A 14481-nucleotide genomic window follows, 5' to 3' on the forward strand; every position below is an offset into this window, starting at 1 on the left:
GCGCCACAGGATGGGCGGCGATAATGAAATCTTCAAGACCAATACACGCGCATTGCCCGAACGGATGCCCTGGCCGGATGGCGGGTTGACAACGGAGAGAGATAGGCACGCACGCGGCGGTTGGTGCGCGGGACGCGAATAGACTTATTCGCCGTGCTCATGAATGGAGGGGGCTGCCTTCTTCGCCTCTCCCCGCCTGCGGGGAGAGGCCGGAGCGCATCGCAAGATGCGATCCGGGTGAGGGGGAGTCTCCGCGAGTCCCACTCTCACCTTCCTCGCAGAAAGCCCCCTCACCCCAACCCTCTCCCCGCAAGCGGGGAGAGGGAGAAGAAACGGCCAGCGTCTTCGCACATGACGGGCACGGCGGGCTCGGCTAGATTGGCGCCACAAGAACAAAGACGGATTGTCCGGGGAGGACAGGCGTGCACCAGGGACGTGTCGTTTACGGCGCGACCGAGGAGGTCGTGTTCGGCCATCCCGCGGCCGAGGCCGTCGTTGCGCAGATGGACCGGCTGGGGACGCGCCGTGCCTTCCTGATGGTCTCCGGCACGCTCAACCGGCAGACCGACGAAATCACCAAGATCAAGGAAGCACTCGGCGCCCGCTGCGCCGGCCTGTTCGATGCCATGCCGGCGCATACGCCGCGCGAGGCGGTGATCGCAGCGACTAACGCGGCGCGCGAGGCCGGCGCGGACCTGATCGTCACCGTGGGCGGCGGCTCGATCACCGACGGCGCCAAGGCGGTGCAGCTCTGCCTCGCCAACGGCATCGACGATATCGACGGCATCGAGCGCATCCGCGTCCACAAGGGCGTCGCACCCGAGATGACCGCGCCAAGCGTGCGACAGGTCAGCGTTCCGACCACGATCGCCGGCGGCGAGTTCAGCGCGATCGCGGGCGTCACCGACCGCGGCACGCATGTGAAGCAGATGCTGCGACATCCGCTCACGGTGCCGCGCGCGACCATCCTCGATCCCGCCATCACCGTGCACACGCCGGAATGGTTGTTCCTCTCCACCGGCATCCGCGCCGTCGACCATTGCGTCGAGGCGATCTGCTCGCGCGAGACGCATCCTTATGCCGACGCGCAATCGGTCAAGGGCCTCGCCATGCTCGCCGACGCGCTGCCGCGGGTGAAGGCCGACCCTGCCGACCTCGACGCCCGCATGGATGCGCAGATCGGCACCTGGCTGTCGATGGGCGCGCTCGCCGCCGGCGTGCCGATGGGTGCAAGCCACGGCATTGGCTATGTGCTGGGCGCGGCCTTCGACGTGCCGCACGGCCACACCTCCTGCATCATGCTGCCGGCGGTGATGCGCTGGAATGCGAGCGCCAATGCCGAGCGCCAGATGATCGTCGCCGCCGCGATGGGCTTTCCCGGGCACAACGCCGCCGACGTGCTCGATGCCTTCATCCGCTCGCTCGGCATGCCGCGCAGCCTCGCTGAGGTGGGCGTCTCGCCGGATAGTTTCGACGCCATCGCGGATGCTGCGATGCGCACGAACTGGATCCCACGCAATCCGCGCAAGATCGACGGCCCCGCGCAGTTGCGCGAAATCCTGTTTCTTGCCGCATAGTTCAAAGCCGGAGGACTGATGTATCCAGGTCAGCATGCCCGTCTACGCCCGCTCCAGCCGGCCTTCATCATGGCTGCGACCGGCGAGGCCGTCACCTATCGCGAGCTCGATGCGCGCAGCAACCGCCTCGCGCATCTGTTCCGCAAGCACGGCTTGAAGCGGCTCGACCACTACTCGATCTTCATGGAGAACAATTCGCACTATCTCGAAGCCTGCGGTGCGGGCGAGCGCTCGGGGATGTACTACACCTGCATCAACTCGTTCCTGACGCCGGGCGAGCTCGCCTATCTCCTGGTCAACAGCCAGTCGAAAATCCTGATCACGTCCGTTGCAAAGCTCGATATCGCGCGCGAGGCGATCAAGGCCTGTCCTGATATCAAGCTCTGCATCGTCGCCGACGGCCCTGGAGAGAGCGACCGCATCGTCGGCCTTGCCGAGGTGACCGCGGACCTGCCGACAACACCGATCGCGGATGAGTGGCTGGGCACCGCCATGCTCTACTCATCCGGCACGACCGGACGGCCGAAAGGCATCCTGCGGCCGCTGCCGGAGGAACCGCCAAAGCATAATCTGCCGCTGTTCGATTTCCTGACAAAGCTTTGGCACTACCGCGAGGGCATGGTCTATCTGTCGCCGGCGCCGCTCTATCACTCCGCGCCGCAGGCGGCCGTGAACCTCACGATCCGCATGGGCGGCACCGTGATCATCATGGAGACTTTCGATCCCGAGCGCTATCTCCAGCTCGTCGAGCAATGGGGTATCACCCACACCCAGCTGGTGCCGACGATGTTCTCGCGCCTGCTCAAGTTGCCGGAGGAGGTGCGCAGCCGCTACGACCTGTCGTCGCTCGAGATCGCGATCCACGCCGCCGCGCCCTGCCCGGCGCTGGTCAAGGACGACATGATCAAATGGTGGGGGCCGATCATCCACGAATATTACGGCGCGACCGAGGGGCTCGGCTTCACGGCGTGCAACAGCGCGGAATGGCTCGCCCATCGCGGCACCGTCGGCAAGGTGCTGCTTGGCGACCTCCACATTCTCGACGAGAACATGAAGGCGTGCCCGACCGGCACGCCGGGCCAGGTGTGGTTCAAGACGGGATCGCCGTTCGAATATTTCAACGACCCCGAGAAAACCAAAGAGGCGCGCTCGGCCGACGGCAGCATGAGCACGGTGGGCGACGTCGGCTATGTCGACGAGGATCGCTTCCTCTATCTCACCGACCGCGCCACCTTCATGATCATCTCCGGCGGGGTGAACATCTACCCGCAGGAATGCGAAAACCTGCTGATCACCCATCCGAAGGTCGCCGATGCCGCCGTGTTCGGCGTGCCCAATCCCGATCTCGGCGAAGAGGTGAAGGCGGTGGTGCAGCCGATGCCCGGCGTGGTGCCGGGGCCTGCGCTGGCCGACGAACTGATCACCTTCTGCGGCCAGTCGCTGTCGCGGCAGAAGGTGCCGCGCTCGGTCGATTTCGAGAAGGAGCTGCCGCGGCTGCCGACGGGCAAGCTGTACAAGCGGCTGCTGCGGGATCGGTATTGGGGGAACAAGTCGTCGCGGATCGTGTGAGGGGGCGCCGCTCAGCACGTTCGCACCTGCACTCTCACATGATGAGAATGTGAAACCCCTGCGGCTTTCCGTCATCCGAATTGTCGAGACGGCTATTGGCCTTGCGGGTTGCCTCGCTGCACGCGCGTCGCTATCGTCTGACAAACAGGCCGAAAAGGCCGTTGTCCAGGGAGGATGAGCATGCGGAGCGTGTGGGCGCTTGCCGTGATGGCGGCGCTATCTGTGCTGACGGCCTCAACCACCACGCTCGCCGGCGAGCCCAAGCAGGGGGGGATCCTGCGGATGTACCACCGCGACAGCCCCGGCAATGCCTCGATCCATGAAGGCGCGACCTACTCGCTCAATGTTCCCTTCATGCCTGTTTTCAACAACCTCGTCATCTACAAGCAGGACGAAGCCCAGAACAGGATGGACAACATCGTGCCCGAGCTCGCCGAGAGCTGGGCCTGGGTGAACGACAACAAGACGCTGACCTTCAAGCTGCGCCAGGGCGTGAAATGGCATGACGGCAAGCCGTTTACCTCGGCGGACGTCAAATGCACCTTCGACATGCTGATGGGCAAGTCGCAGCAGAAGTTCCGTCAGAACCCGCGCAAGACCTGGTACGAACAGGTCAACGACGTCTCCACCAACGGCGACCTCGAGGTTTCCTTCAACCTGAAGCGGCCGCAGCCGTCGCTGCTGGCGCTGCTCGCCTCCGGCTACACGCCGGTCTATCCCTGCCACGTCTCGCCCGGCGACATGCGCACGCATCCGATCGGCACCGGTCCGTTCAAGTTCGTCGAATTCAAGGCCAATGAATCGATCAAGCTGACCCGCAATCCCGACTATTGGCGCAAGGGCCGGCCCTATCTCGACGGCATCGAGTTCACCATCATTCCGAACCGCTCGACAGCGATCCTCGCCTTCGTCGCCGGCAAGTTCGACATGGCCTTCCCGACCGAAGTGAGCATTCCGCTGCTCAAAGACGTCAAATCGCAGGCGCCGAATGCGGTCTGCGTGGTCGAGCCCAACAACGTCGCGACCAACATCATCGTCAATTCGTCGGCACCGCCGTTCGACAATATCGACATCCGCCGCGCCATGGCGCTGTCGCTGGACCGCAAGGCGTTCATCTCGATCATGTTCGAGGGCCAGGGCGACATCGGCGGCACCTTGCTGCCGCAGCCGAACGGGTTGTGGGGCATGCCGAAGGAGATGCTCGAGACCATTCCGGGCTATGGCCCCGATGTGAACGCCAACCGCGAGGCAGCCAAAAAACTGATGCAAAAGGCCGGTTACGGGCCGGACAAGCACCTCGCCGTCAAGGTCTCGACCCGCAACATCCCTGTCTACCGCGATCCCGCGGTGATCCTGATCGACCAGCTCAAGAGCATCTATATCGACGGCGAGCTCGATGTCGTCGAAACCGCGAACTGGTTCCCGAAGGTCGCACGCAAGGACTACATGCTCGGGCTCAATCTGACCGGCAATGCGGTCGACGACCCCGACCAGTCGTTCTACGAGAACTATTCCTGCGGTTCCGAGCGCAATTACACCAATTACTGCAACAAGGAGATCGAGAAGCTGTTCGACGTGCAGTCGCAGGAAACCGACGTCAACAAGCGCAAGAAGCTGGTGTGGGACATCGACAAGAAGTTGCAGGAGGACGTCGCCCGCCCGATCATCTTCCACGCGCGCACCGGCTCCTGCTGGCAGCCTTACGTCAAGGGCGTGACCGTGATGTCGAACAGCTCCTATAATGGGTACCGGTACGAGGACGTCTGGATGGACAAGTAGCGCTAGCGGCTGACAGTTTCGACAGGAGGCGATGCATGTTTGCCTATCTGGTGCGGCGCCTGTTCCTGATGCTCGTGACCCTGTTCGGGATCTCGGTCGTCATCTTCTTCCTGCTGCGCATCGTGCCCGGCAACATCGTCGATATCCTGTTCGCCGCTGCCGGCTATGTCGATCCTGCCGACAAGGCCAATCTGGAGAAGGAGCTCGGCATCGACCAGCCGCTGATCGTGCAATATTGGCACTGGATCAGCGGCTTCCTGCGCGGCGATTTCGGCTACTCCTACGTCTCCGAGAAGCCCGCGCTTCAAGAGATCCTGCCGCGGATTCCGATCACCGCGCGGCTCGCCGGCCTGGCGCTGTTGTTCTCGGCCTCGATCGGCATTCCCTTGGGCGTCATCAGTGCGGTGAAGCAGGGCACGCGGCTCGACTACGCGCTCCGTGTCGTCAGCCTGAGCGGCCTGTCGCTGCCCTCGTTCTGGCTCGGCCTGCTGATCCTCACCGCCTCGGTGGCGATGTTCGGCCAGATGCCGATCTTCAATCCCAATCCACAGACCTGGCTGGAGGCGTTCGCGACCTACGCCGTTCCCGCCGCCGCGGTCGGCTTCCGCAGCGCGGCGCTGACCATGCGCATCACCCGCTCTTCGATGCTGGAGGTGCTCCGGCAGGACTATATCCGCACCGCCCGCGCCAAGGGCGCATCGGATGCGGCGGTGAACTATCATCACGCGCTGAAGAACGCGATCCTGCCCGTCATCACCGTGATCGGCATCGAGGCGGCGTTCCTGATCGGCGGCCTGATCGTCACCGAGACCGTGTTCAACATCCCCGGCGTCGCCCGCTTCCTGGTCGAGGCGATCCGCTGGCGCGACTATCCGATCGTGCAGAACCTCGTGATGCTGATTGCGGTCGTGGTGGTGAGCGCGAATTTCATCGTCGACATGCTCTACGCCGTGTTCGATCCACGTATCAGGTACACGGATTAGGAGATCAGCTTGGCTGCGATCGACTTCGACGTTGAACTGAGGCGCGCCGGGGCCCATGCGACCGGCGGCTGGCGGCGCGTGCTGTTCCTGGCGCAACGGCACGTGCTGGGTGCGGCCGGGCTCGTCATCATGACGGTGTTCGTGCTCACGGCCATCTTCGCCGACTTCATCGCGCGCTATGATCCCCTCACGGTCGATGCCGCACGTGCCCTGGCCCGCCCGAGCTGGGCGCACTGGATGGGCACCGATTCCTTCGGTCGCGACGTGTTCAGCCGGATCATCCACGGCGCGCGGATCTCGCTCGCGGTCGGCATCGGCTCGACCGCGCTCGGCGGCGCGATCGGCGTGATCGTCGGCCTGACCTCCGGCTATCTCTCCGGCTGGGTCGACCTCGTGTTCCAGCGCGTCTCCGACGTTCTCCAGGCCTTGCCGCTGCTGGTTCTGGCCCTGATCATGACGGCCGCGCTCGGCCCGTCGCTGCCGAACGTCATCATCGCCATCGCGATCCCGCTGATCCCGACCGTGTCGCGCGTCATCCGCGCCAACACGCTGGCGCTGCGCGAGCAACCCTTCGTCGAGGCCGCCAAGTCGATCGGCATGAGCGAGGTGCGCATCGCGCTCCGCCACGTGCTGCCGAACACGCTGGCGCCGCTGATCGTGCTCGCGACAGCCCAGCTCGGCTCGACCATCCTCACCGAGGCCTCGCTCTCCTTCCTCGGCCTCGGCATTCCCGAGCCTTATCCGTCCTGGGGTCGCATGCTGTCGGAGTCCGCCGCCGAATATGTCCGCACGGCGCCGTGGCTGGTGATCTTTCCGGGCATCGCCATCAGTCTCGCCGTGTTCGGCGCCAATCTGTTCGGCGACGCCCTGCGCGACATCCTCGATCCCCGGCAGCGCGGCTGATGGCAAAACAATCCGATCTCGTGCTCGATGTGAAGAACCTGAAGACGGTGTTCTTCACGAACTCCGGCCTGTTCAAGGCCGTCGACGATATCTCCTTCACCGTAAAGCGCGGCGAGACGCTGGCGATCGTCGGCGAATCCGGCTGCGGCAAGAGCGTCACCGCCCTGTCGCTGATGCGGCTGGTGCCCGATCCGCCCGGCCGCATCGTCGGCGGCTCGGTCTCGCTTGAAGGCACCGATTTGCTGGCGCTGAATGAAGCGCAGATGCGCGCAGTCAGGGGCAACCGCATCTCGATGATCTTCCAGGAGCCGATGACCTCGCTCAATCCGGTGATGCGGATCGGCGACCAGATCGTCGAAGCCGTCCGGCTGCACCGGCACATCTCGGCCAGGGAGGCACATGACATCGCGGTCGAGATGCTGCGGCTGGTGCGCATCCCCGAGCCGGCCCGGCGTGCAAGGGAATATCCGCATCAGCTCTCCGGCGGCATGCGCCAGCGCGCGATGATCGCGATGGCGCTGGCGTGCCGGCCGGCGCTCTTGATCGCTGACGAGCCGACCACCGCGCTCGACGTCACCATCCAGGCGCAGATCCTGGCGCTGATCCTCGACCTCCAGAAGGAGCTCGGCACCGGCCTCGTGCTGATCACGCATGATCTCGGCGTCGTGGCGCAGACCGCGCAGCGCGTGATCGTGATGTACGCGGGACGGAAGGTCGAGGAGGCCAGCGTCGAGGCGCTGTTCGCTTCGCCAAAGCATCCCTATACGCGCGGGCTGATGGCCTCGATCCCGGCCGTGCCGGCGTCCGGCGTCGCCGCGCAGGAGCGGCTGAACGAGATCCCCGGCACCGTGCCCTCGCTGGTGCGGCTACCGAAAGGCTGCGCCTTCGCGCCGCGCTGCAAGCTCGCGATCAAGCGCTGCGAAGCCGAATATCCGCCGCTCACGGATTGGGGCGGCGGCCATCTCGCCGCATGCTGGCGCGCGGCCGAAGTGGCGGAGGTGGCATGACCGAAGCCCTGCTCGAAGTCACCGACCTCAAGAAGCATTATCCGGTGCGCGCTGGCGTGTTGCGGCGGCAAGTCGGCACCGTGCACGCGGTCGACGGCGTCTCGTTTGCGCTCGGCATCGGCGAGACGCTCGGCCTCGTCGGCGAGTCCGGCTGCGGCAAGTCGACGGTGGCGCGCAGCGTGCTGCGGCTGGTCGAACCCACCTCGGGCCAGATCCGCCTCGAGGGCGAGGATATCACCCATCTCTCCAAGACGGCGCTGCGCCCGCACCGCCGTTCGATGCAGATCGTGTTCCAGGACCCGTTTGCTTCGCTCAATCCGCGCATGACCGCAGGCGACATCGTCGGCGAGCCGCTGGCCGTGCATGGCCTCGCGACCGGCAAGGCGCTGGAGACGCGCGTCGCAAAACTGTTCGAACAGGTAGGCTTGCGGCCCGACCAGATGCGCAATTTCCCGCATCAATTTTCGGGCGGCCAGCGCCAGCGCATCTGCATCGCAAGGGCGCTGGCGCTGGAGCCCCGCCTGATCGTCTGCGACGAGCCGGTGTCGGCGCTCGACGTCTCGATCCAGGCGCAGGTGATCAACCTGCTGATCGACCTGCAACGCCAGCACGGCTTCTCCTATCTCTTCATCGCGCATGACCTCGCCGTGGTCGCCCATATCAGCCACCGCGTCGCCGTGATGTATCTCGGCCGGATCGTCGAGATCGCCGACAAGGACGATCTGTTCCGAAACCCCAGGCATCCCTACACGCAGGCCCTGCTCGCTTCAGTGCCGGTTGCGAACCCGTTTGCAAAGAAGCTCGCGCCGCTGGTCGACGGCGACGTGCCGAGCCCGGTCAATCCGCCCCCGGGCTGCGCGTTTCACACCCGCTGCCGGTTCGCGATGGAGCGGTGCAAGACGGAGCGGCCGGCGCTGGTGGATGCCGGTGACGGGCATCAGGTGGCGTGCCTGCTCAATGACGGCACGGGACGGAGCAACGCGATCCCGTAGGTTGGGTTACGCCAGCGAACTGCGCTTCGTGCAGTCGCAGGGCTAACCCACCCTACGATTTGCGTAACGTCCGGATCACCGGCCAAGCCGCCAGCGCGGCGGCCAGATGCTTGAGCGTATGTCCCGAGACGATGTGCCCTGTCGCCTCAAAGATGGTCTCGTCGCCGAGCTCGAAAAGCTTGGCCAGCACGTAAAAGAACATCACGCCGCCGAGCGGCACGCCGAGTGCACCGGGCCGGGGCCGTGTCAGCGCCAGTCCGACAGCGAGCGCCATGCCGCCGAACTGCACGACCACCCATGGCGTGAGGTTCTCGTACGCCACCCAGGCCGCAAGCAGGCCGGCCACCGTGACCAGCACCACCACCGCCCGACCGGCGCGGGCGCTGATGCGCTCGTCGGCCGCGATGCCCAAAAAGCCCGCGAACGCGACCGCCATGCCGAGACGATCGGCCACGAGCCGCTGCGGCGCGTCGGGGGCGAGATGATAGAAGCACGATCCGATGCAAGTGAGGATCAGGCCCACGAAGAGGCAACCTGCACCCGCGGGCGCATCACGGCTGGCGCGCAGCTTCACCAAGCCCCAGATGCCCATCGCGAGGAAGGCGAGATTGCTCAGCACGTCACCGGCGTTGGGCACGCCCAGCCAAGTGCGAGTGTCGACAAATTGCGGGATATGCCAGGCGGAGGCGGGCATCGCGGGCGCGAACAGCGCGACCAGCATCAGGACGAAGAGCGCGGCGAGCAGGTAGCTTTCGCGGGCTTGCAGGCCGGAGAACGAAAGCCGGCGAGAAACTGAGGGGAGTGTAGCACCGGTCTCCCGGGCAGGATTATTTGCGCGCAACATACAAGCCTCCGCATGTATCGAGCGACGTTTAAGATTAGTAGCATAAAAATGAACAATGTTCAATGGATTCTACGCGCAAGCACGATCAGACCAGTATCCCTTTGAAATTATTTTTGAATTCCGTACGCGACGCGCGCAGTGCCGTAGGGTGGGCAAAGCGAAGCGTGCCCACCAAACCAAACGCAATCGCCGCACGATGGTGGGCACGGCGCTTCGCGCCTTTGCCGACCCTACGATACCACGTTCGCGGCGCCGACTAGGCCCCGATCTCGGCCACGATCCGGCCCGTCGTGACCTGCTCGCCCTCGGCGACGTCGATCGCGGCGACCACGCCATCGATGCCGGCCTTGTGGATGTGCTCCATCTTCATCGCTTCCAGCGTCATCACCGGCTGACCGGCGGTGACGCGATCGCCCGGCTTGACGAGAACAGCAACAACGCGGCCGTTCATCGCGGCGCGGACTTTTCCGTCGCCGCCATTGGCCGCGGCAGCCTTCGGCGCGGCGAGGGTGAGATCGATGACTGCGAGCGGGATGCCGCGATGCTGGAGGTAGAGCCGGTCGCCGTCGCGCAGGAATTTTGCGCTGTCCATCACGCCGTCGTGGTGGAACCGGATGGCGCCGGGATCGAGCTGATCGATCTCGAACTTGTCCTGACGGCCGTCGGAGGCCACGGTGTAGCTGCCATCGCGCTCGCGCGTGACTTCGAGCTCGTGCGCGTGGCCGGCGATATCAATTTTCGCAGGCAGGGGAAACGTGGCCGACAGGCTACGGCCACGCTGCCATGACGGCGCGCTGGGATTTGTGACGTAGAGCAGCACACCCGCCAGCGCTGTGTCGAATGCGGCGTCCGCCCGGGGCGCCAGCAGCGCGTCGCGATGCGCTCCGATGAACGCCGTCGTCGCCTCGCCTCCGGCAAATCCGGGGTGACGCAGGCAGGACATCAGGAACGCCTGGTTGGTCGTCACGCCAAACGCCGTGAGCTGCTCCAGGCCGACGATCAGGCGTCCCCTCGCCTCCTCGCGACTCGCGCCATGGCTGATGACCTTGGCGATCATGGAATCGTAGTAGGGCGGGATCTCCGAGCCCGATTGCAGCGCGTGCTCGACGCGGATGCCATCCGGCACCTGCCAGCGCGCCATGCGGCCCGACTGCGGCATGAAGTCTTGCGCGGCATCTTCCGAGCAGAGCCGCACCTCGATGGCATGACCGGAGAATTTGATGTCCTGCTGCTTCACCGGCAATGGCTCGCCGCGCGCGACGCGTAGCTGCAGCTCGACGAGATCGAGCCCGGTGATCGCCTCGGTCACGGGATGCTCGACCTGGAGGCGGGTGTTCATCTCCATGAAGTAGAACTCGCCGCTCGCATCGAGCAGGAATTCCAGCGTGCCGGCGCCCTCGTAGCGCAGCGCCTTCACTGCAGCGACGGCGACCTCGCCCATTCTTGCACGCAGCTCCGGCGTCACGGCCGGCGACGGCGCCTCCTCGATCAGCTTCTGGTGCCGTCGCTGCACCGAGCAATCGCGCTCGCCGAGATGGATGGCGTTGCCGTGGCTGTCGCCGAACACCTGGATCTCGATATGCCGGGGATTCTGGATGGCGCGTTCGAGGATGACCGTGGGATCGCCGAACGCGGCCTTTGCTTCCGACCGCGCGCTACGCAGCGCATCGCCGAAGGACGCTACATCGGTGACGAGCCGCATGCCGCGCCCGCCGCCGCCGGCAACCGCCTTGATCATCACGGGGAAGCCGATCTTTTTGGCTTCCGCGAGCATGACTTCGTCACCCTGGTCCGCACCCTGATAGCCGGGCACGCAGGGAACGCCGGCCTTCTTCATGATCTCTTTGGCGCCGGCCTTGTTGCCCATCGCCTCGATCGCCTGCGGGGACGGGCCGATGAAGACGAGCCCGGCATCCTTGCAGGCCTGGGCGAAGTCCTCGTTCTCGGCGAGGAAGCCATAGCCGGGGTGCACGGCATCCGCGCCACTCGTCCTGGCGGCTGCGATGATCGCTGGGATGTTGAGATAGGACTGCGCCGGCAAGGCTTCGCCGATGCGCACGGCCTGGTCGGCCTGCTTGACGTGGAGCGCATCGCGATCCGCATCCGAATAGACCGCGACGACGCCGAGGCCAAGCTGCCGCGCGCTACGCATCACGCGCAGAGCGATCTCGCCGCGATTGGCAACCAGAATCTTGAAGAACGGCCGGTGCTGCACTGATCCGTTCCTCATGGGCGGGCCACCGAAAACTGCATGCGCTGCGGCGTGCGCGTATCGCCCTCGCGGCAGATCGCGAGCACCTCCGACAGCACCGCGCGGGTGTCGCGCGGATCGATCACGCCGTCGTCGAGCACGCGCGCGCTGGTCGAGAACACGTCCATCTGGCCGTCGAACACGCCGATGATCTGCGCCTTCATCGCATCGAGCTTCTCTTTCTCGACCGGCTTGCCGCGGCGCGCGGCGGCTGCCTCGGTCACGATCGCCATGGTCTCGGCGGCCTGCTCGCCGCCCATCACCGCGGTCTTGGCGTTGGGCCAGGAGAAGCAGAAGCGCGGATGGAAGCCACGGCCGCACATGCCGTAATTGCCGGCGCCGAACGAGGCGCCGCAATAGATGGTGATCTGCGGCACCGTCGCCGAGGTCACAGCCTGGATCATCTTCGAGCCGTGCTTGATCATGCCGGCTTCTTCATAGGCCTTGCCGACCATGTAGCCGGTGGTGTTGTTGAGATAGAGGATCGGCGTGCGGGTCTGGCAGCAGGCCTGGATGAAATGCGTCGCCTTGTTGGCGCCGGCGGGATCGAGCGGGCCGTTGTTGGTGATGATGCCGATCGCCTGGCCCTCGATGCGGGCATGGCCGCAGACGGTGGCCGGGCCGTAATTCGGCGCCATCTCGGTGAAGTCGGAGTCGTCGACGATGCGCGCGATCACCTGCTTCATGTCCACCGGGCGCTTGTGGTCCATCGGCATGATGCCGAGCAGCTCGTCCTGGGCGTAGCGCGGCGGCTTGAACTCCGGAGCCGCCCGGCCCGGCCGCTCCCATTCCAGCGCCGCCATGATCTCGCGCGCAATGCGCAGGGCGTCGCGATCGTCCTCGGCGAGATAGTCGCCGAGACCGGAGACCTGTGTGTGCATCTCGGCGCCCCCGAGCTCCTCCTCGGTCGCAACCTCGCCGGTCGCGGCCTTCAGCAGCGGCGGTCCCGCGAGGAAGGCGCGAGTGCGGCCGCGCACCATGACGATGTAGTCGGAGAGACCGGTCTGGTAGGCGCCGCCCGCGGTGGACGAGCCGTGCGTCACCGTGACGACGGGCAGCCCCGCCGCCGAAAGCCGCGCGAGATTGCGGAAGATGTTGCCGCCGCGGACAAAGTCCTCGACGCGGTAGCGCAGCAGATTGGCGCCGGCGCTTTCGACCAGCTGCACGTAAGGCAGCTTGTTCTCCAGCGCGAGCTCCTGCACCCGCAGCGTCTTGTCGAGGCCGTAGGGCTGCAGCGCACCGGCATCGATGCCGGCGTCGTTGGCGCTGACCATGCAGCGGATGCCGGAGACAAAGCCAATGCCGGCGATGACGCCGCCGCCGGGCACGCTCTTGCCCGCATCCGGCACGTCGAACATGTAGCCGGCGAGCGTCGACAGCTCGATGAAGGGCGCTCCGGGATCGAGCACCAGCGCGACGCGCTCGCGCGGCAGCAGCTGACCTCGCTTGTGGAAGCGATCCTTTGCCGCGGCCGATGCGGCCCGCGTGCGCTCTTCCAACGCGCGCATGCGGTCGATCAGACCGAGCATGCCGTCGCGGTTGGCGTGGTAGGCAGCGCTGCCGGGGGAAATGGTGTTTTCGAGAATGGACACAGTTTACTCCGTCATTCCGGGGCGATGCGCAGCATCGAACCCGGAATCTCGAGGTTCCCAGGTGCGCAATTGCGCACCATAGTTCGCGCTTCGCGCGCCCCGGAACGACGTTCAGCGATTCGTCCCAAAGATCTTCCGCGCCTCGGCCGGGCTTGCGATCTCGCGGCCGGCGCGGCGGGCGCAGGCGGCGATGGCCTCGATCAGCTGGCCGTTCGACGTCACCTTCTTGCCGTCGGCGAGATAGAAGGCGTCCTCGAGACCGGTGCGGAGATGACCGCCGAGCTCGGCGCAACGCTGATGCAGCGGCCAGATTTCCTCGCGGCCGATCGCCGTGACCTGAAACTGCGCCTCGGGGCGTTTCAGCTTGATCAGGATCGGCAGCAGCTCGGGATCGGACGGCATGCCGGAGGCCACGCCCATCACGAAGTTATATTCGAGCGGGCCCTTGTACATGCCCACCTGATGATACATGCCGACGCAGCGGACGATGCCGACGTCGAAACATTCGAACTCGGGGATGGTGCCGACCGCGTTCATGACGTCGAGATAGTCCTTCACCTTCTCGACCGCGTTGTCGAACATCATCGGCGGCCAGGCCCAGGTATTGTCGGCCTTCACTTTCAGGTAATTCAGCGAGCCGGCATTGCAGGCGGCGATCTCGGGCCTGGTCTCGCGGATGCAGTCGAGCGCACCGCTGTAGTTCGGCCCTGACACGCCCGACGTGTGATTGATGATGACGCCGGGGCAGGCTTCGCGAATCGCCTGCTGGATTTCCTTGCTGACGCTGACGTCCCAGGACGGCAGGTGCCCCTTGTCCGGCGCCTGCTGGCGCAGATGGATGTGCATGATGGACGCGCCGGCATCGAACGCAGCCTTGGCCTCGCGCGCCATCTGCTCGGGCGTGACGGGCACGTTGTGCTGCTTCGGGTCGGTGAGCACGCCGTTCAGCGCGCAGGTGATGACGGCCTTGTCGCTCATGCCACT

General features: G+C 65.5%; 11 protein-coding genes. 7 read left to right on the forward strand and 4 right to left on the reverse strand.

Annotated features, from left to right (window positions below; all coding sequences use genetic code 11):
* Positions 1-422 precede the first annotated feature (422 nt).
* The 7 genes from NLM15_RS42655 to NLM15_RS42685 all read left to right on the forward strand — a co-directional run bounded on the left by NLM15_RS42655 (position 423) and on the right by NLM15_RS42685 (position 8810).
* The gene (locus NLM15_RS42655) at positions 423-1577 is read left to right on the forward strand and encodes an iron-containing alcohol dehydrogenase (RefSeq protein ID WP_254123970.1); all 1155 of its coding nucleotides are present in this window, start codon (positions 423-425) and stop codon (positions 1575-1577) included.
* An 18-nt stretch (positions 1578-1595) separates the two neighbouring features.
* Positions 1596-3146 carry an AMP-binding protein gene (locus NLM15_RS42660; RefSeq protein ID WP_254123971.1) on the forward strand — a complete coding sequence of 517 codons (1551 nt, stop codon included), beginning with the start codon at positions 1596-1598 and terminating at the stop codon, positions 3144-3146.
* Between the two features lie 180 nt (positions 3147-3326).
* Positions 3327-4925 (forward strand): ABC transporter substrate-binding protein, encoded by a 1599-nt coding sequence (locus NLM15_RS42665; protein ID WP_254123972.1) that lies wholly within the window; start codon positions 3327-3329, stop codon positions 4923-4925.
* A 35-nt stretch (positions 4926-4960) separates the two neighbouring features.
* Entirely contained in the window at positions 4961-5908 is a 948-nt protein-coding gene (locus NLM15_RS42670; RefSeq protein WP_254123973.1) for an ABC transporter permease, read from the forward strand.
* 9 nt (positions 5909-5917) lie between these two features.
* Entirely contained in the window at positions 5918-6811 is an 894-nt protein-coding gene (locus NLM15_RS42675; protein WP_254123974.1) for an ABC transporter permease, read from the forward strand.
* Complete coding sequence (locus NLM15_RS42680; protein WP_254123975.1) at positions 6811-7818, forward strand: ABC transporter ATP-binding protein; 1008 nt, start codon at positions 6811-6813, stop codon at positions 7816-7818. Before NLM15_RS42675 ends, NLM15_RS42680 begins: the two co-directional genes overlap by 1 nt.
* On the forward strand, positions 7815-8810 hold the full coding sequence (locus NLM15_RS42685; RefSeq protein ID WP_254123976.1) for an ABC transporter ATP-binding protein: 996 nt from the start codon (positions 7815-7817) through the stop codon (positions 8808-8810). Before NLM15_RS42680 ends, NLM15_RS42685 begins: the two co-directional genes overlap by 4 nt.
* Positions 8811-8862: 52 nt before the next feature.
* Here NLM15_RS42685 and NLM15_RS42690 read toward each other — a convergent pair whose 3' ends face one another.
* The 4 genes from NLM15_RS42690 to NLM15_RS42705 form a co-directional block, all read right to left on the reverse strand.
* Positions 8863-9654, reverse strand: a complete 792-nt coding sequence (locus NLM15_RS42690) for a hypothetical protein (protein ID WP_254123977.1) — start codon at positions 9652-9654, stop codon at positions 8863-8865.
* Between the two features lie 256 nt (positions 9655-9910).
* Positions 9911-11884 carry an acetyl-CoA carboxylase biotin carboxylase subunit gene (locus NLM15_RS42695; protein ID WP_254123978.1) on the reverse strand — a complete coding sequence of 658 codons (1974 nt, stop codon included), beginning with the start codon at positions 11882-11884 and terminating at the stop codon, positions 9911-9913.
* Positions 11881-13497 (reverse strand): acyl-CoA carboxylase subunit beta, encoded by a 1617-nt coding sequence (locus NLM15_RS42700; protein ID WP_254123979.1) that lies wholly within the window; start codon positions 13495-13497, stop codon positions 11881-11883. Before NLM15_RS42700 ends, NLM15_RS42695 begins: the two co-directional genes overlap by 4 nt.
* Before the next feature lie 111 nt (positions 13498-13608).
* Positions 13609-14475, reverse strand: a complete 867-nt coding sequence (locus tag NLM15_RS42705) for a 3-keto-5-aminohexanoate cleavage protein (protein ID WP_254123980.1) — start codon at positions 14473-14475, stop codon at positions 13609-13611.
* Positions 14476-14481 lie beyond the last annotated feature (6 nt).

Origin of the sequence: Bradyrhizobium sp. CCGB20 (assembly GCF_024199855.1) — a bacterium.
GTDB lineage: Bacteria > Pseudomonadota > Alphaproteobacteria > Rhizobiales > Xanthobacteraceae > Bradyrhizobium.